This is a genomic window from Jiangella aurantiaca, from assembly GCF_004349105.1.
Taxonomy (GTDB): domain Bacteria; phylum Actinomycetota; class Actinomycetes; order Jiangellales; family Jiangellaceae; genus Jiangella; species Jiangella aurantiaca.
In genome coordinates this window covers 28,570-52,382 of the sequence record NZ_SMLB01000004.1, presented here as the reverse complement: position 1 = coordinate 52,382, position 23,813 = coordinate 28,570, and the positions used below count along the sequence as shown (strand labels likewise).

Annotated in this window: 21 protein-coding genes and 1 tRNA gene; 7 read left to right on the top strand and 15 right to left on the bottom strand. The window is 70.1% G+C overall.

What is annotated here, in order from left to right; translation table 11 throughout:
* Positions 1 to 48: 48 nt before the first annotated feature.
* Positions 49 to 3,960 (bottom strand): DNA-directed RNA polymerase subunit beta', encoded by a 3,912-nt coding sequence (locus tag E1262_RS04020; RefSeq protein WP_132101756.1) that lies wholly within the window; start codon positions 3,958 to 3,960, stop codon positions 49 to 51.
* 88 nt (positions 3,961 to 4,048) lie between these two features.
* A complete protein-coding gene (gene rpoB / locus E1262_RS04015; RefSeq protein WP_132101920.1) occupies positions 4,049 to 7,519 on the bottom strand; it encodes a DNA-directed RNA polymerase subunit beta in 3,471 nt (1,156 codons plus the stop codon).
* 573 nt (positions 7,520 to 8,092) lie between these two features.
* Between rpoB and E1262_RS04010 the strand changes: the two genes are divergently transcribed.
* On the top strand, positions 8,093 to 8,395 hold the full coding sequence (locus tag E1262_RS04010) for a hypothetical protein (RefSeq protein WP_132101755.1): 303 nt from the start codon (positions 8,093 to 8,095) through the stop codon (positions 8,393 to 8,395).
* 132 nt (positions 8,396 to 8,527) lie between these two features.
* Here the strand turns inward: E1262_RS04010 and rplL are convergent, their stop codons facing one another.
* The 8 genes from rplL to E1262_RS03970 form a co-directional block, all read right to left on the bottom strand.
* Positions 8,528 to 8,920 (bottom strand): 50S ribosomal protein L7/L12, encoded by a 393-nt coding sequence (gene rplL / locus E1262_RS04005; RefSeq protein WP_132101754.1) that lies wholly within the window; start codon positions 8,918 to 8,920, stop codon positions 8,528 to 8,530.
* An 80-nt stretch (positions 8,921 to 9,000) separates the two neighbouring features.
* Positions 9,001 to 9,681, bottom strand: a complete 681-nt coding sequence (gene rplJ, locus E1262_RS04000) for a 50S ribosomal protein L10 (RefSeq protein ID WP_132101753.1) — start codon at positions 9,679 to 9,681, stop codon at positions 9,001 to 9,003.
* A 235-nt stretch (positions 9,682 to 9,916) separates the two neighbouring features.
* A complete protein-coding gene (locus E1262_RS03995; RefSeq protein ID WP_162605764.1) occupies positions 9,917 to 11,662 on the bottom strand; it encodes an alpha/beta hydrolase in 1,746 nt (581 codons plus the stop codon).
* Positions 11,663 to 11,778: 116 nt separating this feature from the next.
* Complete coding sequence (gene rplA, locus E1262_RS03990; RefSeq protein WP_132101751.1) at positions 11,779 to 12,489, bottom strand: 50S ribosomal protein L1; 711 nt, start codon at positions 12,487 to 12,489, stop codon at positions 11,779 to 11,781.
* Positions 12,490 to 12,576: 87 nt separating this feature from the next.
* Positions 12,577 to 13,008 (bottom strand): 50S ribosomal protein L11, encoded by a 432-nt coding sequence (rplK, locus tag E1262_RS03985; RefSeq protein WP_132101750.1) that lies wholly within the window; start codon positions 13,006 to 13,008, stop codon positions 12,577 to 12,579.
* A gap of 64 nt (positions 13,009 to 13,072) precedes the next feature.
* A complete protein-coding gene (nusG, locus tag E1262_RS03980; protein ID WP_238992818.1) occupies positions 13,073 to 13,831 on the bottom strand; it encodes a transcription termination/antitermination protein NusG in 759 nt (252 codons plus the stop codon).
* Between the two features lie 7 nt (positions 13,832 to 13,838).
* Entirely contained in the window at positions 13,839 to 14,087 is a 249-nt protein-coding gene (secE, locus tag E1262_RS03975; RefSeq protein ID WP_132101748.1) for a preprotein translocase subunit SecE, read from the bottom strand.
* A 78-nt stretch (positions 14,088 to 14,165) separates the two neighbouring features.
* Positions 14,166 to 14,238: transfer RNA gene (locus E1262_RS03970), tRNA-Trp, on the bottom strand.
* A gap of 258 nt (positions 14,239 to 14,496) precedes the next feature.
* Between E1262_RS03970 and E1262_RS03965 the strand changes: the two genes are divergently transcribed.
* The 4 genes from E1262_RS03965 to E1262_RS03950 all read left to right on the top strand — a co-directional run bounded on the left by E1262_RS03965 (position 14,497) and on the right by E1262_RS03950 (position 18,029).
* A complete protein-coding gene (locus E1262_RS03965; RefSeq protein ID WP_132101747.1) occupies positions 14,497 to 14,985 on the top strand; it encodes a hypothetical protein in 489 nt (162 codons plus the stop codon).
* Positions 14,986 to 15,030: 45 nt separating this feature from the next.
* Complete coding sequence (locus E1262_RS03960; protein ID WP_132101746.1) at positions 15,031 to 15,660, top strand: hypothetical protein; 630 nt, start codon at positions 15,031 to 15,033, stop codon at positions 15,658 to 15,660.
* A 105-nt stretch (positions 15,661 to 15,765) separates the two neighbouring features.
* On the top strand, positions 15,766 to 16,992 hold the full coding sequence (locus E1262_RS03955; protein WP_132101745.1) for a pyridoxal phosphate-dependent aminotransferase: 1,227 nt from the start codon (positions 15,766 to 15,768) through the stop codon (positions 16,990 to 16,992).
* Between the two features lie 11 nt (positions 16,993 to 17,003).
* Complete coding sequence (locus E1262_RS03950; protein WP_132101744.1) at positions 17,004 to 18,029, top strand: adenosine deaminase; 1,026 nt, start codon at positions 17,004 to 17,006, stop codon at positions 18,027 to 18,029.
* Positions 18,030 to 18,286: 257 nt separating this feature from the next.
* On the opposite strand, the gene E1262_RS03945 is transcribed toward E1262_RS03950, so the two are convergent.
* Both E1262_RS03945 and E1262_RS03940 read right to left on the bottom strand, forming a co-directional pair.
* Positions 18,287 to 19,087, bottom strand: a complete 801-nt coding sequence (locus tag E1262_RS03945) for a PIG-L family deacetylase (RefSeq protein ID WP_132101743.1) — start codon at positions 19,085 to 19,087, stop codon at positions 18,287 to 18,289.
* A 191-nt stretch (positions 19,088 to 19,278) separates the two neighbouring features.
* Positions 19,279 to 19,719, bottom strand: coding sequence for a winged helix-turn-helix transcriptional regulator (locus E1262_RS03940; RefSeq protein WP_132101742.1), 441 nt, complete (start codon positions 19,717 to 19,719; stop codon positions 19,279 to 19,281).
* A gap of 80 nt (positions 19,720 to 19,799) precedes the next feature.
* Here E1262_RS03940 and E1262_RS03935 point away from each other — a divergent pair, with 80 nt between their 5' ends.
* Both E1262_RS03935 and E1262_RS03930 read left to right on the top strand, forming a co-directional pair.
* Complete coding sequence (locus tag E1262_RS03935) at positions 19,800 to 21,242, top strand: MFS transporter (protein ID WP_132101741.1); 1,443 nt, start codon at positions 19,800 to 19,802, stop codon at positions 21,240 to 21,242.
* Positions 21,243 to 21,296: 54 nt separating this feature from the next.
* Entirely contained in the window at positions 21,297 to 21,800 is a 504-nt protein-coding gene (locus tag E1262_RS03930) for a GNAT family N-acetyltransferase (protein WP_162605763.1), read from the top strand.
* On the opposite strand, the gene E1262_RS03925 is transcribed toward E1262_RS03930, so the two are convergent.
* From E1262_RS03925 to E1262_RS03915, 3 genes are read right to left on the bottom strand one after another with little or no spacing between them, the layout of a single operon-like run.
* Positions 21,801 to 22,889, bottom strand: coding sequence for a UDP-N-acetylmuramate dehydrogenase (locus E1262_RS03925; RefSeq protein ID WP_132101739.1), 1,089 nt, complete (start codon positions 22,887 to 22,889; stop codon positions 21,801 to 21,803).
* Positions 22,886 to 23,332 carry a MaoC/PaaZ C-terminal domain-containing protein gene (locus E1262_RS03920; protein ID WP_132101738.1) on the bottom strand — a complete coding sequence of 149 codons (447 nt, stop codon included), beginning with the start codon at positions 23,330 to 23,332 and terminating at the stop codon, positions 22,886 to 22,888. Before E1262_RS03920 ends, E1262_RS03925 begins: the two co-directional genes overlap by 4 nt.
* Positions 23,325 to 23,786, bottom strand: coding sequence for an FAS1-like dehydratase domain-containing protein (locus tag E1262_RS03915; RefSeq protein ID WP_132101737.1), 462 nt, complete (start codon positions 23,784 to 23,786; stop codon positions 23,325 to 23,327). The genes E1262_RS03920 and E1262_RS03915 overlap by 8 nt, the downstream gene beginning before the upstream one ends.
* Between the last annotated feature and the right edge of the window lie 27 nt (positions 23,787 to 23,813).

The following is a 23,813-nucleotide window of genomic DNA, read 5'->3' as shown; positions in this document are numbered from 1 at the left end:
GCCACCCACGCGGGGTGACGGCGCCGTCGTTCAGGGACGCCGGACTCGTCAGTTGTACGAGCCGAAGTCGTAGTCCTCCAGGCGCACGGCCTCGCCCGACCCCTGGCCGAACTCGTAGTCGGAGTAGTCGGCGCCGTAGTCGACCATGGAGTACATGGCCGCCTTGGCCTCCTCGGTCGGCTCGACCCGCAGGTTGCGGTAGCGGGGCAGGCCCGTACCGGCCGGGATGAGCTTTCCGAGGATGACGTTCTCCTTCAGGCCGATCAGCGGGTCGGACTTGGCGTTGATGGCCGCCTCCGTGAGCACCCGCGTGGTCTCCTGGAACGACGCCGCCGACAGCCACGAGTCGGTGGCCAGCGACGCCTTGGTGATGCCCATCAGCTGCGGACGACCCGAGGCCGGCTGACCGCCCTCGGCCACCGCACGCCGGTTCTCCTCCTCGAACCGCGACCGCTCGACCAGCTCGCCGGGGAGCAGGTCGGTGGTGCCGCTCTCGAGCACGGTGATCCGGCGCAGCATCTGCCGCACGATGATCTCGATGTGCTTGTCGTGGATCGACACACCCTGCGACCGGTAGACCTCCTGGACCTGGTCGGTCAGGAAGACCTGGACCGCCCGCTGGCCCTGGACCCGCAGCACGTCGTGCGGGTCGGCCGTACCGGAGTGCAGCAGCTCGCCGACCTCGACGCGGTCGCCGTCCTGGACACGCCACTGGGCGATCCCCGGGGCGCGCCGGTTGGTCCACTCGAACACGCGACGCGACAGCGGGAACGACTGCTCCTCGCCGCCATCGTCGGGGACGATGACCGCGTGGGCGCCCTTGGCGTCCTCCTCGATGCGGACCCGGCCGGCCGTCTCCGCGAGCGGAGCCTTGCCCTTCGGGGCGCGCGCCTCGAACAGCTCGACCACACGCGGCAGACCGTGCGTGATGTCCTCACCGGCGACGCCGCCGGTGTGGAACGTCCGCATGGTGAGCTGGGTGCCGGGCTCGCCGATGGACTGGGCGGCGATGATGCCGACCGCCTCGCCGACGTCGACGAGCTTGCCCGAGGCCAGCGACCGGCCGTAGCACATGGCACAGACGCCGGTCTTGCTCTCGCAGGTCAGGACGCTGCGGACGCGGACGTTCTCGACGCCCGCGGCCACCAGCCGGCCGATCTCGACGTCGCCGAGGTCGTCGCCGGCCGAGGCCACCTTCGTGCCGTCGGGCGCCACGACGTCCTCGGACAGCGAGCGCGCGTAGACCGAGGTCTCGACGTGCTCGTCGACGACGAGCCGGCCGTCGGCGCCGGTCGTCGCGATCGGCAGCGACAGACCACGCTCGGTCCCGCAGTCGACCTCGCGGATGATGACGTCCTGGGAGACGTCGACCAGCCGGCGGGTCAGGTAACCGGAGTCGGCGGTCCGCAGCGCGGTGTCGGCCAGACCCTTGCGGGCACCGTGCGTCGAGATGAAGAACTCGACGACGGACAGACCCTCGCGGAAGCTCGCCTTGATCGGCCGCGGGATGGTCTCACCCTTCGGGTTGGCGACCAGGCCGCGCATACCCGCCAGCTGGCGGATCTGCATCCAGTTACCACGGGCACCGGAGGTGACCATGATGTTGATGGCGTTCTCCGACGCGAACGACGCGCGCATGGCCTCGTCGACCGCGTTGGTGGCGTCGGTCCAGATGTCGATGAGCTCCTCGCGCCGCTCGCCGTCGGAGATGACACCGCGGGCGAAGTTGCGCTCGACCTTCTCGGCCTTGGACTCGAACTCCTCCAGGATGGCGGACTTCGTCGGCGGCGCCACGACGTCGTCGAACGAGACCGTCACGCCGGACCGGGTGGCCCAGTGGAAGCCGATCTCCTTCAGCGCGTCCAGCGTCGCGGCCACCTGAATCTTCGGGTACCGCTCGGCGAGGTCGTTGACGATGCTGCCGAGGCGCTTCTTGTCCACGACGGCGTCGACGAACGGGTAGTCCAGCGGCAGCGCCTCGTTGAACAGCGCCCGGCCCAGGGTGGTGCGCAGCGTCAGCGGCTGGCCCGACTCCCAGTCCTCCGGGGTCTCGTAGCCGGCCGGCGGCACGACGTCGTTCACCCGCAGGGTGATCGGCGCCTGCAGCGACAGCTCACCGCGGTCGAAGGCGGCGATGCCCTCGGCGACGGACGAGAACGCCCGGCCCTCGCCGGTCTGCTCGCCGCGGTCCGAGGTCAGGAAGTAGATGCCCAGCACCATGTCCTGCGTCGGCATGGTGACCGGCCGGCCGTCGGCCGGCTTGAGGATGTTGTTGCTGGACAGCATCAGGACGCGAGCCTCGGCCTGGGCCTCGGCCGACAGCGGCAGGTGCACGGCCATCTGGTCGCCGTCGAAGTCGGCGTTGAACGCCGTGCAGACGAGCGGATGGATCTGGATGGCCTTGCCCTCGATGAGCTGCGGCTCGAACGCCTGGATGCCGAGGCGGTGCAGCGTGGGCGCCCGGTTCAGCAGGACCGGGTGCTCGGCGATGACCTCCTCGAGGACGTCCCAGACGACCGGGCGCGCGCGCTCGACCATGCGCTTCGCGCTCTTGATGTTCTGCGCGTGCGACAGGTCGACCAGCCGCTTCATGACGAACGGCTTGAACAGCTCGATCGCCATGCCCTTCGGCAGGCCGCACTGGTGCAGCTTGAGCTGCGGGCCGACGACGATGACCGAACGGCCGGAGTAGTCCACGCGCTTGCCCAGCAGGTTCTGGCGGAACCGGCCCTGCTTGCCCTTGAGCATGTCGGAGATCGACTTCAGCGGCCGGTTGCCGGGACCCGTGACGGGACGCCCGCGGCGGCCGTTGTCGAACAGCGCGTCCACGGACTCCTGGAGCATCCGCTTCTCGTTGTTGACGATGATCTCGGGCGCGCCGAGGTCGAGCAGCCGCTTGAGGCGGTTGTTCCGGTTGATGACCCGGCGGTAGAGGTCGTTGAGGTCGCTGGTCGCGAACCGGCCACCGTCGAGCTGCACCATCGGGCGCAGGTCCGGCGGGATGACCGGGACGGCGTCGAGCACCATGCCGCGGGGGTCGTTCTTCGTCGTCAGGAACGGCGAGACGACCTTGAGCCGCTTGAGCGCACGGGTCTTCTTCTGGCCCTTGCCGGTGCGGATGAGGTCGCGCAGCTTCTCGGCCTCGGCCTCGAGGTCGAAGCCGTCGATGCGCTCCTTGATGGCCTGCGCGCCCATGCCGCCGCGGAAGTACTGGCCGAAGCGGTCGCGCATCTCGCGGTACAGCAGCTCGTCGCCCTCGAGGTCCTGGACCTTGAGGTTGCGGAAGCGGTCCCAGACCGCGTTCAGGCGATCGATCTCGGCCTCGGCGCGCTTGCGCAGCTGGCTCATCTCGCGCTCGGCCGACTCCTTGACCTTGCGGCGAGCGTCGCCCTTGGCGCCCTCGGCCTCGAGCTCGGCGAGGTCGGCCTCCAGCTTCTTCGCCCGGGTCTCGATGTCGGCGTCGCGGCGCTGCTCGATCTGCTTGCGCTCGACGTCGATCTGGCCCTCGAGCGAGGAGAGGTCGCGGTGCCGCGACTCCTCGTCGACCCAGGTGATCATGTAGGCGGCGAAGTAGATGACCTTCTCGAGGTCCTTCGGCGCGAGGTCGAGCAGGTAGCCCAGGCGCGACGGCACACCCTTGAAGTACCAGATGTGCGTGACGGGGGCGGCCAGCTCGATGTGGCCCATCCGCTCGCGGCGCACCTTGGCGCGGGTGACCTCGACGCCACAGCGCTCACAGATGATGCCCTTGAAGCGGACGCGCTTGTACTTGCCGCAATAGCACTCCCAGTCGCGGGTGGGACCGAAGATCTTCTCGCAGAAGAGCCCGTCCTTCTCCGGCTTGAGGGTGCGGTAGTTGATGGTCTCAGGCTTCTTGACCTCACCGTGCGACCACTCGCGAATGTTGTCGGCGGTCGCGAGGCCGATGCGTAGCTCGTCGAAGAAATTGACGTCGAGCACGTGTGTCCTTCTCTCGCTCAGATGTATCAGGTCTGTGGTGGCCGGCGGAAATGGGAGGCCGGCTCAGCGGACCGGCCTCCCACCACCGTCAGACCTCTTCGACGCTGCTCGGCTCGCGCCGGGACAGGTCGATTCCGAGTTCTTCTGCCGCGCGGAAGACGTCCTCGTCGGTCTCCCGCATCTCGATCTGCGACCCGTCGCTGGAGAGCACTTCGACGTTGAGGCACAACGCCTGCATCTCCTTGAAGAGCACCTTGAACGACTCAGGGATACCCGACTCGGGGATGTTCTCGCCCTTGACGATGGCCTCGTAGACCTTGACCCGGCCGGGAACGTCGTCGGACTTGATGGTGAGCAGCTCCTGCAGCGCGTAGGCGGCGCCGTAGGCCTGGAGCGCCCAGACCTCCATCTCGCCGAAGCGCTGACCGCCGAACTGCGCCTTACCACCCAGCGGCTGCTGCGTGACCATCGAGTACGGACCGGTCGACCGGGCGTGGATCTTGTCGTCGACGTGGTGGTTGAGCTTCAGGATGTACATGTAGCCCACCGCCACCGGCTTCGGGAACGGCTCACCGGACCGGCCGTCGAACAGCTGCGCCTTGCCGTCGCCGCCCACCAGGCGGACGCCGTCGCGGGTCTTGGTCGTCGATCCGAGCAGGCCGGCGATCTCGTCCTCGCGCGCACCGTCGAAGACCGGCGTGGCGACCTTGGTGTCGGCCGGCGCCTCGGCGGCGCCGATGGCCCGCAGGCGGGTCTTCCACTCCTCGTCGTCGCCGTCGACCTCCCAGCCGGTCTTGGCCACCCAACCGAGGTGGGTCTCCATGACCTGGCCGAGGTTCATGCGGCTCGGGACGCCCAGTGGGTTCAGCACCATGTCGACCGGGGTGCCGTCCTCGAGGAACGGCATGTCCTCGACCGGGAGGATCTTCGCGATGACGCCCTTGTTGCCGTGCCGGCCGGCGAGCTTGTCGCCGTCCTGGATCTTGCGCATCTGGGCGATGTAGACGCGGACCAGCTGGTTGACGCCCGGCGGGAGCTCGTCGCCCTCGTCGCGGTCGAACACCCGGACGCCGATGACCTTGCCGGACTCACCGTGCGGCACCTTCAGCGAGGTGTCGCGGACCTCGCGCGCCTTCTCACCGAAGATCGCGCGGAGCAGCCGCTCCTCCGGGGTCAGCTCGGTCTCACCCTTCGGGGTGACCTTGCCGACCAGGATGTCGCCGTTGGTGACCTCGGCGCCGATACGGATGATGCCCCGCTCGTCGAGATCGGCGAGGACTTCGTCGGACACGTTCGGGATGTCGCGGGTGATCTCCTCGGGGCCCAGCTTGGTGTCGCGGGCGTCGACCTCGTGCTCCTCGATCTTGATCGAGGTGAGGACGTCGTCCTGGATGAGCCGCTGCGAGATGACGATGGCGTCCTCGTAGTTGTGGCCCTCCCACGACATGAACGCGACCAAGAGGTTCTTGCCCAGCGCCATCTCACCGAGCTCGGTGGACGGGCCGTCGGCGATGACCTGGCCGGCCTCGATGCGCTGCCCCTCGTCGACGATCGGCTTCTGGTTGATGCACGACCCGGCGTTGGAGCGGCGGAACTTGGCCAGCTGGTAGGTCTGGTAGGTGCCGTCGTCGGCCATGACGGTGATGTAGTCGGCCGACAGCTCGGTGACCACACCGCTCTTCTCCGCCAGGATGACGTCGCCGGCGTCCTCGGCCGCGTGCGACTCCATGCCGGTGCCGACCAGCGGCGACTCGGACCGGAGCAGCGGCACGGCCTGCCGCTGCATGTTCGAGCCCATGAGTGCGCGGTTGGCGTCGTCGTGCTCGAGGAACGGGATCATCGCGGTGGCCACGGAGACCATCTGCCGCGGCGACACGTCCATGTAGTCGACCTGGTCGCCCGGGACGGTCTCGATCTCACCGCCGCGCTTGCGGACCAGCACCTTGTCCTCGGCGAACCGGCTGTCGTCGGCCAGCGGCGCGTTGGCCTGCGCGATGACCTTGCGGTCCTCTTCGTCGGCGCTGAGGTACTCGATGTCGTCGGTGACCTGGCCGTCGACGACCTTCCGGTACGGCGTCTCGATGAAGCCGAACGGGTTGATGCGTCCGTAGGTGGCCAGCGAGCCGATCAGGCCGATGTTCGGGCCCTCAGGCGTCTCGATGGGACACATGCGGCCGTAGTGCGACGGGTGGACGTCGCGGACCTCCATGCCGGCCCGCTCACGGGACAGACCGCCCGGACCCAGCGCGTTGAGCCGGCGCTTGTGCGTCAGCCCGGCCAGCGGGTTGGTCTGGTCCATGAACTGCGATAGCTGGGAGGTCCCGAAGAACTCCTTGATCGCGGCCACGACCGGCCGGATGTTGATCAGCGTCTGCGGCGTGATGGCCTCGACGTCCTGAGTGGTCATGCGCTCGCGGACGACGCGCTCCATGCGGGACAGACCCGTGCGGACCTGGTTCTGGATGAGCTCGCCGACGGTGCGGATGCGGCGGTTGCCGAAGTGGTCGATGTCGTCGACCTCGACCGGCACCGTGAGGTCGCCGTTCGTCAGCTCCGTCTCACCGGCGTGCAGCCGCACGAGGTAGCGCAGCGTGCCGATGATGTCGTCGATGGTCAGCGTGCTCTGGTCGAGCGCGACGTCCAGGCCGAGCTTCTTGCCCAGCTTGTAGCGGCCGACCCGGGCGAGGTCGTAGCGCTTCGGGTTGAAGTACGCGTTCTCGAGCAGCTGCTGCGCGGCCTCGCGCGTCGGCGGCTCACCCGGACGCATCTTCCGGTAGATGTCGAGCAGCGCCTCGTCCTGGGTGGTGGTGTGGTCCTTCTCCAGGGTGGCGCGCATCGACTCGTAGTCGCCGAACTCCTCGAGGATCTGCTCGTTGGTCCAGCCCATGGCCTTGAGCAGCACGGTGACGTTCTGCTTGCGCTTGCGGTCGAGCCGGACGCCGACCATGTCGCGCTTGTCGATCTCGAACTCCAGCCAGGCACCCCGGGACGGGATGACCTTGGCGGTGTAGATGTCCTTGTCCGAGGTCTTGTCGAGCGAGCGCTCGAAGTACAGGCCCGGCGACCGCACCAGCTGCGACACGACGACGCGCTCGGTGCCGTTGACGATGAACGTCCCCTTGGGGGTCATGAGCGGGAAGTCGCCCATGAACACCGTCTGAGACTTGATCTCGCCGGTCTCGTTGTTGATGAACTCGGCGGTGACGAACAGCGGCGCGGAGTACGTGAAGTCGCGCATCTTGCACTCGTCGATGCTGTTCTTGGGGTCCTCGAAGCGAGGGTTCGAGAACGACAGCGACATGGTCGCCGAGAAGTCCTCGATGGGGCTGATCTCGTCGAGGATCTCCTGCAGGCCCGACGTGGTGTTGACGTCGGTGCGCCCCTCGGCCTCGGCGGCGGCGACTCGCGCCTGCCAGCGCTCGTTGCCGAGCAGCCAGTCGAAGCTGTCTATCTGAAGGGCGAGAAGGTTCGGAACGTCAAGAGGTTCGCGAATCTTGGCAAAAGAGATGCGGCGCGAGACATTGGGGCCAGCAGTGGTGGTGGGCGTGACGGCCAACAGGGGTCCTTCCGAGGGCACACGGTCGGAATGCACGCGCAGTCCTCAACCCAAGCGGGCAGCATCGGCGAAGGGCAGCGCAAAGCTGCAGTCTAACCCAATGGGCACACTGCTGTCGAGTGGTCAGCCACTCCGCGCTTCCTTCTGTCTCGCATCCCCCACCCCGCTGCCAGATCAGCATCTCGTCAGGAGGTCGCCCACGTCAAGCACCGACGCCCCCCAGTTCGCCGATTTCTCCCCTCAATTGCCGCATTCGGCGTGCTCAGAAGCTGATCGACGAATCATCCGAACGTACGATCCAGTCGTGCGCCGGGGGGTGGCCGGGGACGGGTGCGGCACTGCGGAGGTGCGGGTGAGAGGTGGTCGGAGGCGGCCGAATTTCGCTGTGGGCGAACGAACCGGCCGTCGTTCCCGTGTGCCGGACGGGCGTCGCGGTCGGCCGAGCTGAGCCGGAAGATCTCCAGCCCATGCCAGAGCCCTCGTCCTGCCCCGACAGCCGTGATCATCAGCTGGCGGCTGCCCCCAGGGAGGTGGCCCACGGCAGCCCGATCATGCCGGCGCACGTCCGCCCAGGCAATGTCACCGATCGCGATGTCACCGATCGCGATGTCACCGACCGGCTGTGAGCCGCCATTGAAACTGCCGATGATGGCGTCACTGATCATGAGGATCTGGCGGTCACGGGCGAGGCCGGGTGATCGGCACGGCGACGTCGGCGTCGTCACGCACCCCATGGCAGCTCACACCGCCGCCACCGAGTCGATCATGGAGAAGGGTCGGTTTCCCGCAACTGCAGAGCCGACCTTCTCCATGATCAAGCCGTACCCGGTCGTCGTCGTTGCCGTGTGCGCCAGCCTCGTCACCGACAACGGCGGCTGACAGCCGGCCAGCGCCGAGAGACGTCACCGGCCAGTCCCTGTCACCGATCCAGCCCACCGCGGCACCCAGAACGCGAACGGGCCCGGCACCCCACATGGGGTACCGGGCCCGTGCTGCCAGTGGGTCAGTGACTCACTTGACGGAGACGGTGGCGCCGGCGGCCTCGAGGGCCTCCTTGGCCTTGTCCGCGGCCTCCTTGTTGACCTTCTCGAGCAGCGGCTTCGGCGCGGCCTCGACCAGGTCCTTGGCCTCCTTGAGGCCGAGCGAGGTCAGGGCGCGGACCTCCTTGATGACCTGGATCTTCTTGTCACCGGCCGACTCGAGGATGACGTCGAACTCGTCCTTCTCCTCCTCGGCCGGGGCGGCACCACCGGGGGCAGCGGCGCCCGGAGCGGCGGCGACGGCGACCGGGGCGGCCGCGGTGACCTCGAAGGTCTCCTCGAACTTCTTCACGAACTCGGAGAGCTCGATGAGGGTCATCTCCTTGAACGCGTCGAGGAGCTCCTCGGTGTTGAGCTTCGCCATGGTGGCGGGTTTCCTTTCTCTGTTCGGCTGACTGCCGGGTTGTCGTACGGGCTCGGGGCCGTTGGACGACCCCCGGGCGTTCAGCCCTCGTTCTGCTCCGTCGCCTCGGCCGCGTCGGCGGCCTCGGCAGCGGGTGCCTCGTCGGCGGCCGCCTCAGCAGCGGGCGCCTCCTCGGCCGGCGCCTCGACGGCGGCCGGCGCCTCGACGGCGGCCGGCGTGCCGGCGCCACCGGCGAGGATGCTCGGGTCCTCTTCGGCCTTCTGCCGCAGCGCCTCGACGACGCGAGCGGTCTGCGCCAGCGGGGCGTTGAACAGCGACACCGCGTTCTGCAGCGACGCCTTCATCGCACCGGCCAGCTTGGCCAGCAGGACCTCGCGCGACTCGAGGTCGGCGAGCTTGGTGATCTCCTCGCCGGTGAGCGGGGCCCCGTCGAGCAGGCCACCCTTCACCACGAGGACGGGGTTCGCCTTGGCGAAGTCACGCAGGCCCTTCGCGGCCTCGACCGGGTCGCCCTTGACGAAGGCGATGGCCGACGGGCCGGACAGGTAGTCGTCGAGCCCCGAGATCCCGGCTTCCTTCGCCGCGATCTTGGTCAGCGTGTTCTTCACCACGGCGTAGGACGCGTTCCCACCGAGCGACCGACGCAGTTCCGTCAGCTGCTTGACGGTGAGGCCGCGGTACTCGGTCAGCACGACCGCGTTGCTGGCACGGAACTCGTCCGCGAGCTCGGCGACCGCGGCTGCCTTGTCAGGCCTCGCCATGGGGCTCCTTCTCCAGATGGTGGTGCCGGTGGAGACCCTCAGACATGAAGAACGCCCCGGCGCAGGCGCGGGGCGAAAACACACCGGCGGCAACGGCCGACGGCACGACATTCGTCTCTCACCTGCGCGGGCCGCCCACATTGCTGCGGGACCTTCGTCACGATCGGCGGGCGATCGTGAGACCGGCGGTCTTTGGCAGCGTCAATGGTACGGGCAGCGGGGCGCCGTCGCCAAATCAGCCGAACGGGCCGGTCTTCTGGTCCTGGAACGAGTGCACCATGTCGCGCAGCTCCTCAGTGCGCTCGGCCGGCCAGTCGTCCGGCGGCGCGACCGCCAACCAGGCGTCCACCAGCTCGCCGCCGTAGTTGTGCCCGTGCCCAGCCGGCACCGTCGCCGACAACGCCATGTCAGCGGTGACCTGCCAGAACGTGACGAACGGGTACCAGTCGAGGGACGGCAGGACGTCCGGACCGTGCTCCTCGTCGATCCACTCGGGCTGCTCGAACATCAGGTCCCACGACCACAGCGTCACCGGGTCGGAGGCGTGCTGCAGGAACAGCACCGGCGGTCCTTCGTCGAACTCGAGGTCAAGCGGCTCCTGCCAGCCGCCCCAGAACTTCACCTCGCGTCCGCCGTCGACCACCGGCAGCCGGGCGGGCGAGCCGGGGTCGCGCCGCGCGGTCAGCTCGGTGCGCAGCGAGTGTCGGCTGGGCGAGCCGACCCACAGCGCGCCGTCGACCTTCGAGCGCAGGTCGTCCAGCGAGTCGAAGGCGGACGCGCTGCCCATCGCGCCGAGGCTCTCACCGTAGACGATGAGCTTCGGCCGCTGCGACGGCAGCCGCTCCAGCCAGGCCTCGTGGACGGCCTCGAACAGCGCCTGGCCGGCGAGGCGCACCTGCTCCTGGTCGGCGACGAACGAGATCCAGCTGGGCAGGTAGGAGTACTGCAGAGCGACGATTGCGGAGTCGCCGTTGTAGAGGTACTCCAGCGCGTCGGCGGCCGCGCCGTCGACCCAGCCGGTGCCGGTCGTCGTCACGACCACGAGGACCTGACGGTTGAAGCCCCCGGCCCGCTCCAGCTCCCGCACGGCCAGCGACGCCAGCCCGGCCGGCGTCTCGGCGGAGTCCATGCCGACGTAGGCGCGGACGGGGTCCAGCGCGGGCCGGCCGCTGAACACCGTCAGCTCGTCGACGGTCGGCCCGGACGACACGAACTCGCGGCCCTTGCGGCCCAGCGAGGCCCAGGTCACCAGCGAGCCGGGGCCGCCGGAGTGGGTCACGGAGCCAGGCGCGTTGTTGCCGGCCTCGGTCTCCATGTTGACCGCGGCGAACGCATCGTTGGCCACGCCGAGCAGCGTCGGATAGAGCAGGCCGGTCCACGACCAGAACGTCAGCCCGCCCACGCACAGCACCGACGCGACCAGCGCCACGGCCGGCGGCACCCAGCGGGCGAAGAACCGCCGCAGCCGCCGCGACGCACCGCGCACCAGCCGGGCCAGCGCCAGGAAGACGACGAAGACGGCGCCCGCGACCAGCAGGATCAGCAGGTAGTGGTTGGGCCCCGGACTCTCGACGTCCATCAGGGCGCGCAGCTCGGTCTGCCAGGCGGCGTTGTCGGCCAGGTACCAGGCGACCGCCGCAGCCGTCATCCCCGCCAGGCCCCACCAGGCGATCAGCTGGGTCCGCCGCGACGGCGCCAGCAGTTCCGGCCGCATCCGGCGCACGAACAGCCGGACGACCCAGCCGATCAGCACGCCGAGCGCGTAGCCGATGGTCGCCGTCAGACCACTGACCAGCGCCTGGTAGATCCAGGTGCGCGGCAGCAGGGTCGGCGTCAGCGACCAGCAGAAGAAGCAGGCGGCGCCGATCAGCCCGCCGTAGTCGGGACGCAGCCAGCTGAGGAACCGGCCGAGCACCGGGATCTCGCGCACCGACGGCAGCCCGCGGCGCACGGACGCGCCGCGGTCCAGCAGCTGCGTCACCACGACCACGTCCCGACGGCGTCATGGGCAGGAGAACACGACCGCCGCGAGCCAGCAGACTGGATCGCGGCGGTCGGCGGGCGGCGAGCCGTCAGCAACGGCTCACCGGTTCGAACTCATGCGTCGGCGGTCTCCGTCACCCGCACCTTGGACGGGTCGAGCGGGATGCTCGGGCCCATGGTGGTGGTGAGCGTCGCCTTGCGGATGTAGCGACCCTTCGACGCCGACGGCTTGAGGCGGTTGACCTCGTCGAGGGCGGCCGCGTAGTTCTCGGCCAGCGCCTGCTCGGTGAACGACGTCTTGCCGATGATGAAGTGGAGGTTCGCGTGCCGGTCGACCCGGAACTCGATCTTGCCGCCCTTGATGTCGGAGACGGCCTTCTCGACGTCCATGGTGACGGTGCCGGTCTTCGGGTTCGGCATCAGGCCGCGCGGGCCGAGCACCCGGCCCAGCCGGCCGACCTTGCCCATGAGGTCCGGCGTGGCGACGACGGCGTCGAAGTCGAGCCGGCCGCCCTGGACCTCCTCGACGAGCTCGTCGCCGCCGACGATGTCGGCGCCCGCAGCCTTGGCCTCCTCAGCCTTCGGACCGACGGCGAAGACCAGGACCCGAGCGGTCTTGCCGGTGCCGTGCGGGAGGTTGACGGTGCCGCGCACCATCTGGTCCGCCTTGCGGGGGTCGACGCCCAGCCGCAGCGCCACCTCGACGGTGGAGTCGTACTTGGTGGTCGACGTCTCGCGGGCCAGCTTGACGGCCTCGAGCGGGTTGTACAGGCGGTCGCGGTCGATCTTCTCGGCCGCGGCGCGGTAGGACTTGCTGCGCTTCATGTCTTCTCCTCGTGGTTCCTGGAGTCGTGGTGCGGGCCCAGCGCTGGGACCCTCCCACTGGCCGGCCGGTCAGCCCGGCCGGCGGTTTCAGTCGGCGACCGTGACGCCCATCTGCCGGGCGGTGCCCGCGATGATCTTCTCGGCGGCCTCGATGTCGTTGGCGTTGAGGTCGGGCATCTTCTGCTCGGCGATGGCCCGCAGCTGCTCGCGGCTGATCGACGCGACCTTGGTGCGGTGCGGCTCGCCGGAGCCCTTCTCCACACCCGCGGCCTTGAGGATCAGCTTGGCGGCCGGCGGCGTCTTCGTGACGAAGGTGAAGGAACGGTCCTCGTAGACCGTGATCTCCACCGGGATCACGTTGCCGCGCTGCGACTCGGTGGCCGCGTTGTACGCCTTGCAGAACTCCATGATGTTGACGCCGTGCTGGCCCAGCGCAGGGCCGACCGGCGGTGCGGGGGTCGCCTGGCCGGCCTGGATCTGGAGCTTGATCAGGCCTGCGACCTTCTTCTTCGCTGGCATTCCTCGGGTCCTTGTCGTGATGGTGATGCTGTCCCATGCGCACCGGACGGCGCGCGCGGGGCCGTCAGAGCTTCTGGATCTGGTTGAACGAGAGCTCGACGGGGGTCTCGCGGCCGAAGATCTCGACCAGTCCCTTGATCTTCTGGGAGTCGGCGTTGATCTCGTTGATGGTCGCGTGCAGGGTGGCGAACGGCCCGTCGACGACCATGACGGAGTCGCCGACCTCGAAGTCTACGACCTCGACCTGCTTCTTCTCCTCCGCCGGCTTGGCCTGCTCGGCCACCTGCGGGGCGAGCCACCGCTCGACCTCGTCGAGACCCAGCGGGATCGGCTGGTGCGCGTGTCCGACGAACCCGGTGACGGCCGGGGTGTTGCGGACCGCGGACCACGACTCGTCGGTCATGTCCATGCGCACCAGCACGTAGCCGGGGAAGCGGTTGCGCTTCACCAGGCGGCGCTGGCCGTTCTTGATCTCGGCGACCTCTTCGGTGGGCACCTCGATCTCGAAGATGTAGTCCTCCATGTTGAGGCTGCCGATGCGGTTCTCGAGGTTGGCCCGGACCCGGTTCTCCATGCCGGAGTAGGTCTGGACGACGAACCACTCGCCCGGCTTCGCGCGCAGCACCCGGCGGAACTCCGCCAGCGGGTCGGACTCCTCGGACTCGACGCTGCCGGCGGCCTCGTCCGCGGCGGACTCCGCCTCGGTGGCAGCCTCAGCCGGACCGGGCTCGCCCGCAGGCGTCTCCTCGGTCTCGACGTCCTCGATGGTCGACTCGTGCTCGGACACTGTGTGCGCTTCTTCCTCCTGGATGCGGCTGATCACGGATCGATCAGCCGAAGATCTCGAACATCGCCCAGCCCAGACCCAGATCGAGCAGCGAGACGACGGTGATCATGATCGCCACGAAGACGAGCACGACCGCCGTGTACGTCAGCAGCTGCTTGCGGGTCGGGTAGACGACCTTGCGCAGCTCGGCCACGACCTGGCGGGTCCAGAGCGACAGTCGAGCGAACGGCCCGCGGCGCCGGGGCGAACGCGGACGCTCGGGTATAGCGGTCTTGCCGCTGGTCTCCGTCACGTGCTACCTCGCTGACTCTGGAACGTCGCCCGGGGCCGGACTCCGTCGTCGATCAGGCCGCTGGGTGTGGCGACCTCGCAGGGCAGGAGGGACTTGAACCCCCAACCGCCGGTTTTGGAGACCGGTGCTCTACCAATTGAGCTACTGCCCTTCGAATGGACGCGACCGTCCCAGCCAAAGATGTGCGGGCACGCTTCGGCCGGGGGTCGGACGACCACCCAAGAGTGAGAGTGTACGGGGTGAGGGCCGTCCTGGTCGAACTCGCTGCGGAGAGCGCTCATCACCACCACAGACCACCCAACGGAGATCGCCCTCGATCCGTTCCGGCCCTGAGGCCGCTGATCGCTGGCGCCGCCGGTCAGCGGCTTCTACTGTCGGAAGAGAGGCCCGCGACCGGACGGAGAACGGCATGAGCGGTACGGCGGACCCGCCCACGAACGCCGACGCAGGCAGCGCCGGCCCCGGCAGCGCCGCGCAGTTGCGCCCGCCCCGCGACGTCCTCCTGGCCGTGCGCCTGATGTATGCCGGCGCCGCGCTGACGGCGCTGCTCGGTCTGCTGCGGCTGATCGACCCCGACGCCTACGAGGACGCCCTCGACACCTCGTCGGGCACCAGCGCGCGCGGCTCGTACGTCGCCTACCTGTTCGTCGTCGCACTGATCTGGCTGCTGGTGGCCCGGTACTGCGGCCGCGGCAGCCGGCGGGCCCGGCGGGGCGCGACGTTCTTCGCCGTGCTGTACATGGCCGCCGTGGCGGCAACGCTCGTCAGCACGCCGCGGTTCGACGCCTACAACGTCGTGAGCGTGCTCATCGCGGTGGTGGCCGTCGCCGTGATCTGGCTGCTGTACCGGCCCGATTCACGGCGCTGGTTCACGCGCCCCCGACCCCCGACCAGCTAGGGTGCCGTGCCAACAGGCACCCCGACGAGACGATGGAGATCGACCATGAGTGGCACCAACCCTCCGCCGGGAACCGGCCCGGGCGAGGACGAGAACCCATACGCGCAGTCGGGCCAGAACCGGCCGCCGGAGCAGCCGTGGGCGTCCACGCCGCCGCCCAGCGGTCCGCCGGCTTGGAGTGGACCGGTCGACGGGGGTGCCCCGGCCTGGGGTGACCCCGCCCCGCCATCGGAGCCGCCGCAGACGCTGCGCCGCGCGGCCGTGCTCATGTACGTCGGCGCCGGCCTGTCGGTGCTGGGCGTGCTGCTGACGTTCCTGGCCCGTGACGCCATCCGCGACGCGATCGCCGACAGCGACAGCAGCCTCAGCGCCGACGACGTCGACGCCGCCGCGAACCTCACCGTCGGAGTGGGCGTCGTGGTCGGCCTCATCGGCGCCGCGCTCTGGCTGTGGATGGCGGCCATGAACAAGGCCGGAAAGTCCTGGGCCCGTGTGGTCGCCACCGTGCTCGGTGGTCTGAACATCCTGTTCACGCTGTTCTCGCTGAGCGGGGGCGGCGGCCTCAACGTGATCATCAACGTGCTGACGATCGCGCTGGCCGGCTACATCCTGTACCTGCTGTACCGGCCGGAGTCGAGCGCCTACTACGCCGCGATGAGCGGCCGGCGGCGCTGACGTCGCCCAATCCGCACAACCCCTTGGCGCCGGATCAGCACTGCCGAGGTCGTCCGAGGGGAGATCGGAGAACCCCTTGGCGCGGCGCGGCGAGGTGATGCCAGGATGGACCGCATGACCTCGCCTGCGCCCGCCGGCGCCCACCCACGTGTCTCTGCCCGCATCTCCGCCATCGCCGAGTCGGCCACGCTCGCGGTGGATGCGAAGGCGAAGGCGCTCAAGGCGGCGGGCCGCCCGGTCATCGGCTTCGGGGCCGGCGAGCCCGACTTCCCGACGCCCGACTACATCGTCGAGGCGGCCGTCGAGGCTTGCCGCGACCCGCGCAATCACCGCTACACCCCCGCCGGCGGGCTGCCGGAGCTGAAGGAGGCCGTCGCCGCGAAGACGGCGCGCGACTCCGGTTACCAGGTCGAGCCGAGCCAGGTGCTCATCACCAACGGCGGCAAGCAGGCCGTGTACGAGACCTTCGCGGCGCTGCTGGACCCGGGCGACGAGGTCCTCATGCCGACGCCGTACTGGACCACCTATCCGGAGTCCATCGCGCTGGCCGGCGGCGTCCCCGTCGAGGTGCTGGCCGACGAGACCACCGGCTACCGCGTGAGGGTCGAGCAGCTCGAGGCCGCCCGCACGTCGCGCACCAAAGTGCTGCTGTTCGTGTCGCCGTCGAACCCGACCGGCGCGGTGTACTCCCCCGAGGCGGTCCGCGAGATCGGCCGGTGGGCCCACGAGCACGGCTTGTGGGTGGTCACCGACGAGATCTACGAGCACCTCGTCTACGGCGAGGCCCGGTTCTCCTCCATCGTCGTCGAGGTGCCGGAGCTGGCCCCCACCTGCGTCGTCGTCAACGGCGTCGCCAAGACGTACGCGATGACCGGCTGGCGGGTCGGCTGGATGATCGGCCCGAAGGACGTCATCAAGGCCGCGGGCAACCTGCAGTCGCACGCCACGTCCAACGTCTCGAACGTGGCGCAGCGGGCCGCGCTGGCCGCCGTCTCGGGCGACCTGTCCGCCGTCGAGCACATGCGCGCCGCGTTCGACCGCCGCCGGCGCACCATCGTGTCGATGCTCAACGAGATCGACGGCGTCTACTGCCCGGAGCCCGAGGGGGCGTTCTACGCGTACCCGTCGGTGAAGGACGTGCTGGGCCGGACCATCGCCGGGCGCACGCCGAAGACCAGCGCCGAGCTCGCCGAGCTGATCCTCGAGGAGGCCGAGGTGGCGGTGGTGCCGGGCGAGGCGTTCGGCCCGAGCGGGTATCTGCGGCTGTCCTACGCGCTGGGCGACGACGACCTCGCCGAGGGCGTCGGCCGCATCCAGCGGCTGCTCGGCTGAACCGCGCCGCGGTGACCGAACCTGCTCCTCGCGACCTCCGGGTCCTGCCCAAGGCGCACCTCCACCTGCACTTCACCGGCTCGATGCGGCACTCGACGCTGCTCGACCTGGCCGACGAGCACGGCGTGCGGCTGCCCGACTCGCTGCGCGAGGACTGGCCGCCGCTGCTGTCGGCGGCCGACGAGAAGGGCTGGTTCCGGTTCCAGCGGCTGTACGACCTCGCACGGTCGGTGCTGCGGACGGAGTCCGACGTGCGGCGGCTCGTGACCGAGGCGGCCGAGGACGAGGCGGCCGAGGGCTCGGGCTGGCTGGAGATCCAGGTCGACCCGTCCGGCTACGGCGGCCGATTCGGCGGCATCACGGCGTTCACCGACCTCGTGCTCGACGCCGCCCGCCAGGCCGCGGCGGCGACGGGGGTGGGGATCGCCGTGGTGATCGCGGCGAACCGGACCCGCCACCCGCTCGACGCGCGCACGCTGGCCCGGCTGGCCGCGCAGTACGCCGGGCGCGGCGTCGTCGGGTTCGGGCTCTCCAACGACGAGCGCCGCGGCGTCATCGCGGAGTTCGCGCCGGCGTTCGCCATCGCCGGCCGGGCCGACCTGCTCTCCGTCCCGCACGGCGGGGAGCTGCGCGGCCCGGACAGCGCCCGCGCCTGCCTGAACGACCTCCACGCCGACCGGCTGGGGCACGGTATCCGCTCGGCCGAGGATCCGGCCCTGGTCTCGCGCATCGTCGAGGAGCAGATCACCCTGGAGGTCTGCCCGGCGTCCAACGTCAGCCTCGGCGTCTACGCGATGCCGGAGGACGTGCCACTGCGCCTGCTGGCCGACGCGGGCGCGCGGGTTGCTTTGGGCGCCGACGATCCGCTGCTGTTCGGGTCGCGGCTGCTGGACCAGTACGAAACCGCCCGGCACGTGCACGGCTTCTCCGACGCCGAGCTGGCGGCGCTGGCCCGTGGCTCGATCGAGGGCTCCGCGGCGCCCTCCGACGTCCGCAAGGAGCTGCTGGAGGGCATCGACGCCTGGCTGGCGTCCTGAGCGGGCACTTCACCAGGCGTCTTCCCACTTCCCCAGGCTTGCATGCATGCCTGGTAGAGCGAGCACGCCGCGATCCGGGGCACGTCACGACGTTTTCTGGAGCATCATTACGCCTGCAATCGTGGTGAGGCTCCAGGAATCCTGGTGATGTAGGCGATCGTGTGCCCAGACTCGCCCCGTCCCCCTGATTGCTGCCCGTTCTTGGCCCGCCCAACGGATCGGGTCGGCGAGCATCATTTCAGGGCCGAGCTGGGACCTCAGGCGGGGACGGTGGCGGCGAGCGGCGCGGCGAGCTCGTCGAGGATGCCGGAGCCGCCGGAGCGCAGGTACCACTCGTAGCCGTAGGCCTCGTCGAAGCCGGCGTGGCCGAGCGAGTCGGAGCTGACCTGGCTCGCGTGCACCGCGATAGCGGCCCGCTTGACCGCCAGCTCCGACGACGTCGCGCCGAGGCGCAGTGCGACGTCGGAGGCGGGGACGCCGAACGGCAGCCCGGTGGCCTCGGCCGCGGCGTGGATGAGGTGCGACCGGGTGACGCGGTCGTGCAGGTGGTCGCGGTCGACGGTGGACTGGTAGGCGGCGACGCCGGTGAGCCGGGCGGCCGCGGCGCCGATCCGATGCGCCGCCAGGTGATCCGGGTGCCCGTAGATGCCGCGGCCGTCGTCGTGGACGATCGCCTCGGCGGACTCCTCGTCGATCAGCGCGGCGACGCGGCGGGCGACGCGCTCCGGGTCGGCGGCGGCCAGGGCGTCGGGGTGGACGTTGTCGGCGGCGCCGGGCAGCCCTGAGTCGCGTGCGCCGAGCAGCACCAGCCGCTCGACGCCGAGCAGGGCGGCCGCCCGCTCCAGCTCGGCGACCCGGCGCCGTGCCATCGTCTCGCCGGGCGCGAGCGGCACGTGCACCTCGCCGAGCTCGCCGAGCGTGGCGGTGACCAGCACGACCCGAGCGCCGGCGTCGGCCAGCCGGCGCATCGTCACGCCGGTGAAGATCGCCTCGTCGTCGGGGTGCGCGTGGAGGACGAGGACCGTGCGCCCGCGGAGGGGCGAGGGGTTCGAATACATTCCTGCCTGCTGTCGTGACGGGACCGGCCGCTGCCGGGTCCCGGAGTGGTCGGGTCGCGGGTGGGATTCAGCGACAGCGACAACAGCAGGGCATGCCGAGGATCGCCGCGACGGCGATATGGATCGGCATGGCGCTCACGAGCGGAGAGTCTGCCACATCCGTGAGCGCCCGCGCACCCCCATTCGCACGTTCAGGCGTCGACGAGCTCCGCCTCGGCCGCAGCGCGACGGTCGTACTCGTCGCGCGCGGCCGCGATCTCCTGCCGGTGCTCCTCGGTCCAGTTGACCAGCGCCTCGATGGTGTCGTGCAACGTGGCGCCGAGCGGTGTCAGCTCGTAGTCGACCCGCGGCGGGACGACGGGGTAGACCGTGCGGCGCACGAGGCCGTCGCGCTCCAACTGCCGCAGGGTGACCGTCAGCATGCGCTGACTGATGCCGTCGATCTCGCGCTTCAACTCAGTGAAGCGCAGGCTCCGGACGTCGAGCAGCGCGATGACGAGCAGCGACCATTTGTCCGCGACACGGTCGAGGATCTGCCGCACGTCGCAGTCCTCGCGCGGGTCCCACTTCTGGCAGTACGCGGGATCGGTTACCGGCGTGTACCCGGGTGACTTCGAAGTGCCTTCTTCCATGGTCAGCCATAGTGCCGGAAGATGCGATCAGTTACAAGAAGGAACTGACCCTCGGTTCGATAACTGTGAAGGAGCTCTACGTGCCCGTCCCACCGGCACCGTCCGACCGGCTCAGCGCTCGCGGCTGGGCCGTCCTGCTCGTGCTGAGCAGCGCGATCTTCCTCGAGGGGATCGACATCTCGATGATGGGCGTGGCGCTGCCCTCGATCCGCGCCGACCTCGGCATGTCCACGTCGTCCCTACAGTGGGTGGTCAGCGCATATGTGCTCGGCTACGGCGGGTTCGTCCTGCTCGGCGGGCGCGCCGCCGACCTGCTGGGCCGGCGTCGCATGTTCGTCCTCTGGCTCACCGTCTTCCTGCTCTTCTCCGGCCTCGGCGGCCTGGCGACCGACGGCTGGATGCTGATCGTCGCGCGGTTCGTCACCGGCGTCGCCGCGGCGTTCATGACCCCGGCCGGCCTGTCCATCATCACCACGACGTTCGCCGAAGGGCCGCAGCGCAACCGGGCGCTGCTGGTCTACGCCGGCATCGCGGCCGGCGGCTTCTCACTGGGCATGGTCACCGGCGGACTGCTGACGGCGATCGGCTGGCGGTGGGTGTTCTTCGCCCCGGTGATCCTTGCCGCGGCCATCCTGACGGCGGCGCTGCGGCTGATCCCGCACGACACCCCGCCGGAGCGGACCGGCGCCGGTTACGACATCGGCGGCACGCTCAGCCTCACCGCCGCGATGCTGCTGCTCGTCTACACCGTCGTCATGCTGCCCGAGGTGGCGCCGGCGTCGACGGCGGCGACGGCGGTCGCGGGGGTCGCGCTCCTGGCGCTGTTCGTGACGATCGAGCGCCGGTCGCGCACGCCGCTGCTGCGGCTCGGCCTGCTCCGGTCCGCGCCGCTGGTGCGGGCCAACATCGGGGCGATGATGCTGGTCGGCGGGTTCGTCGGCTTCCAGTTCGTCGCCGTGCTCTACCTGCAGGAGTTCCGCGGCTGGTCGGAGATGGAGACCGGGCTGGCGTTGATGGTCCTCGGGTTGGACGCGATCCTGGCTCCGACGCTGACGCCGGTGCTGGTGCGCCGGTTCGGGAACCCGGCGGTGATCGTCACCGGACTGGCGCTGGCGGTCGTGTCGTACGCACTGTTCCTGCGGCTGGGCGCGGACTGGACGTACGCAGCCATGCTGCCGTCGTTCCTCGTCCTGAGCGTGGCGTTCGCGCTGTCCTACGGGCCGCTGACCATCGCCGCCACCGACGGGGTCGCCGAGGAGGAGCAGGGGCTGGCCAGCGGCGTGCTGACGACGTCGTTCCAGTTCGGCTCGGCGCTCGGTCTGGCCGTCGTGACGGCGGTCGTGGTCGCCGGCAGTGGCGCGGACGGCGCCGGGCTTGACACGTTCCGGACGGCGCTGCTGGTCCCGCTGGCCGGCGCGGCGATCGGCGTCCTCGTCACCGGGTCCGGGCTGCGCCGACGGCGTGGGTCGGCGGTCGCCGCAGCGCCCCAGGCCGATGCCGCTGCCGAGAAGGTCTCCGCATGAACACACCTAGGATGAGCGGCGGGAGGACACGTGACCGGCTCCGATCCAGATGTCGTGACGACCGAGCGTCTTCTGGTGCGCCCGCCCCAGGAGACCGACCGCGCCCGGTTCGTCGAGCTCTTCCAGGACGACGACTTCATGGCGTTCTACCCGGCCGTCCTCTCCGCGAAGGAGGCCGAGGCCCGCTTCGACCACATGGTCGCCGTCTGCCGGACGGTCCCGTTCGGCAAGCAGCCGGTGGTCGAGCGGGCCACCGGGCTCGTCGTGGGCTACACCGGTGTCGACTACATCGACCTCGAACGCAGGACCTGGCTGGAATGGGGCTACCGGCTGGTGCCGGAGCGCAGGGGTCTCGGGTACGCGACCGAGGCCGGACAGGCCCTGCTGGCCAAGGCCCGCCGAACGTATGCGGGTGAGCTGCTGGCGATCATAGCCCCGGAGAACCACGCCTCGCAGAACGTCTGCCGCAAACTCGGCTTCACGTTCTGGAAGCAGGCGCCGGTGGACGGCGAGCTCTGCAACCTCTACACGCTCACCGTGGGCGGACCCGCCGAGTAGTCAGAGGGTACAGCCGACGAGCGTGGGCTCCGGCGTCAGCTCGACACCGAACGCCGCGCGCACGCCGTCGCGCACCTCGCGGGCGAGGCCGAGCAGGTCGGCGGTGCTGGCCTCGCCCCGGTTGGTCAGGGCCAGCGTGTGCTTGGTCGACAGCGAGACGTCGGGCCGGCCGCCGGTGTAGCCGCGGCCGAAGCCTGCGTGCTCGATCAGCCAGGCCGCGCTGGACTTCACCAGGCCGTCGCCGGCCGGCCACCGCGGCGCGCCGTCGGGCAGGGCGGCGGCCTCCGCCTCGGTGAGCAGCGGGTTGGTGAAGAACGACCCGGCGCTCCAGGTGTCGTGGTCGGCGGCGTCGAGCACCATGCCCTTGCCGGTGCGCAGCGCCAGCACGGCGGCGCGGACGTCGGTCAGCGGCGCCCGCTCGCCGACGGCGATGCCGAGCCGGCGGGCCAGCTCGGCGTAGGCGACCGGCCGGCCGAGGTTCCCCTCGCGTAGCTGGTAGCTGACGGTGAGGACGACGTAGCGCTCGGAGCCCTTGAAGCGGCTGTCGCGATAGGCGAAGCGGCAGTCGGCGTTGGCGAACGTGCGGACGCGGCGGTCCTGTCGGTCGTAGGTGCGCACCGTCCACACGGTCTGCGCGACCTCCTGGCCGTACGCGCCGACGTTCTGCATGGGCGTGGCGCCGACCAGGCCGGGGATGCCGGAGAGCGCCTCGACGCCGGGCCACTCGTTCTCGACGGTGTACGCGACGAGGTCGTCCCACGGCTCACCTGCGGCCGCCGTCAGCAGCACCCCGCCGCAGGCCGCGAGCGCGTCACTGTCGCAGGAGGCGCTGGCGTCGACGTCGATGCCGCGGGTGGCGACGCGCACCACCGTCCCGTCGAAGCCGGAGTCGCCGATGACGAGGTTGGAGCCGCCGCCGACCACCAGCACGGGCTCGCCGCGCTCGTCGCAGTCGCGGACGAGGCCGATGAGCTCGTCCTCGGTGGTGGCCTCGACGACGCGCTTGGCCGGGCCGCCGAGCCGCAGCGTGGTGAGCCCGGCGAGGGGGATGTCGAAGGTCTCGCGCACCGTCCGGACCCCCGCGCTCATGGCTGCGACGGCCGGTCGGCCGGCAGCCGGCACAGCGCCCGGGCCTGCGTCAGCACCTTCTGCTCGTCGACCTTGACGGTGAGCTCGAGCGCCACCAGGCCGTCGTCGCGGACGTCGGTGACGGCGGCGGCCACGCGGACGGCGACGCCGACGTCGTCGTCGGGGACGACCACCGGGCGGGCGAAGCGGACGCCGTACTCGACGACGGCGGCGGGGTCGCCGAGCCAGTCGGTGAGCAGCCGGCCGGCCAGCGCCATGGTGAGCATGCCGTGCGCAATGACGCCGGGCAGGCCGACGGACTTCGCGACCCGCTCGTTCCAGTGGATCGGGTTGAAGTCGCCGGAGGCCCCGGCGTACCGGACCAGGTTCTCGCGGGTGATCCAGTACATGTGGTCGGCGACGACGTCGCCGACCACCAGCTGCTCGGTCACCCGCTCAGTCACTGGCGTCTCCCCCGTCGGAGTCCTCGGGTCGCACCAGCAGGGTCGCCTCGGAGAGGCAGATGTCCGAGCCGTCCTCGCCCCGGACCTCGGTGCGGATCTTCAGCAGGTCGTTGCCGGCGACGGCGCGGACGCCGTCGAGCCGGGTGGTCGCCTCGACGCGGCTGCCCACCGGCAACGGCTGCGAGTACGTGAACCGCTGGTCGACATGCACGACCCGGGCGAACTCGATGCCCAGGTCCTTCATCAGCAGGTCGAAGCCGTTCATCACCGGGATCATCACGAACGTGGGCGGGGCGACGACGTCGGCGTGCCCGTAGCCGCGCGCCGCTGCGGTGTCGACGTACGCCGGGTTCGCGTCGCCGATCGCTTCCGCGAACTCGCGGATCTTCTCCCGGCTCACTTCATAGATCTGAGGAGGGTAGACCCGTCCGACGATCGAGGGATCAATGGGCATGCGCTGACGTTACCGTCACCAGGGCCG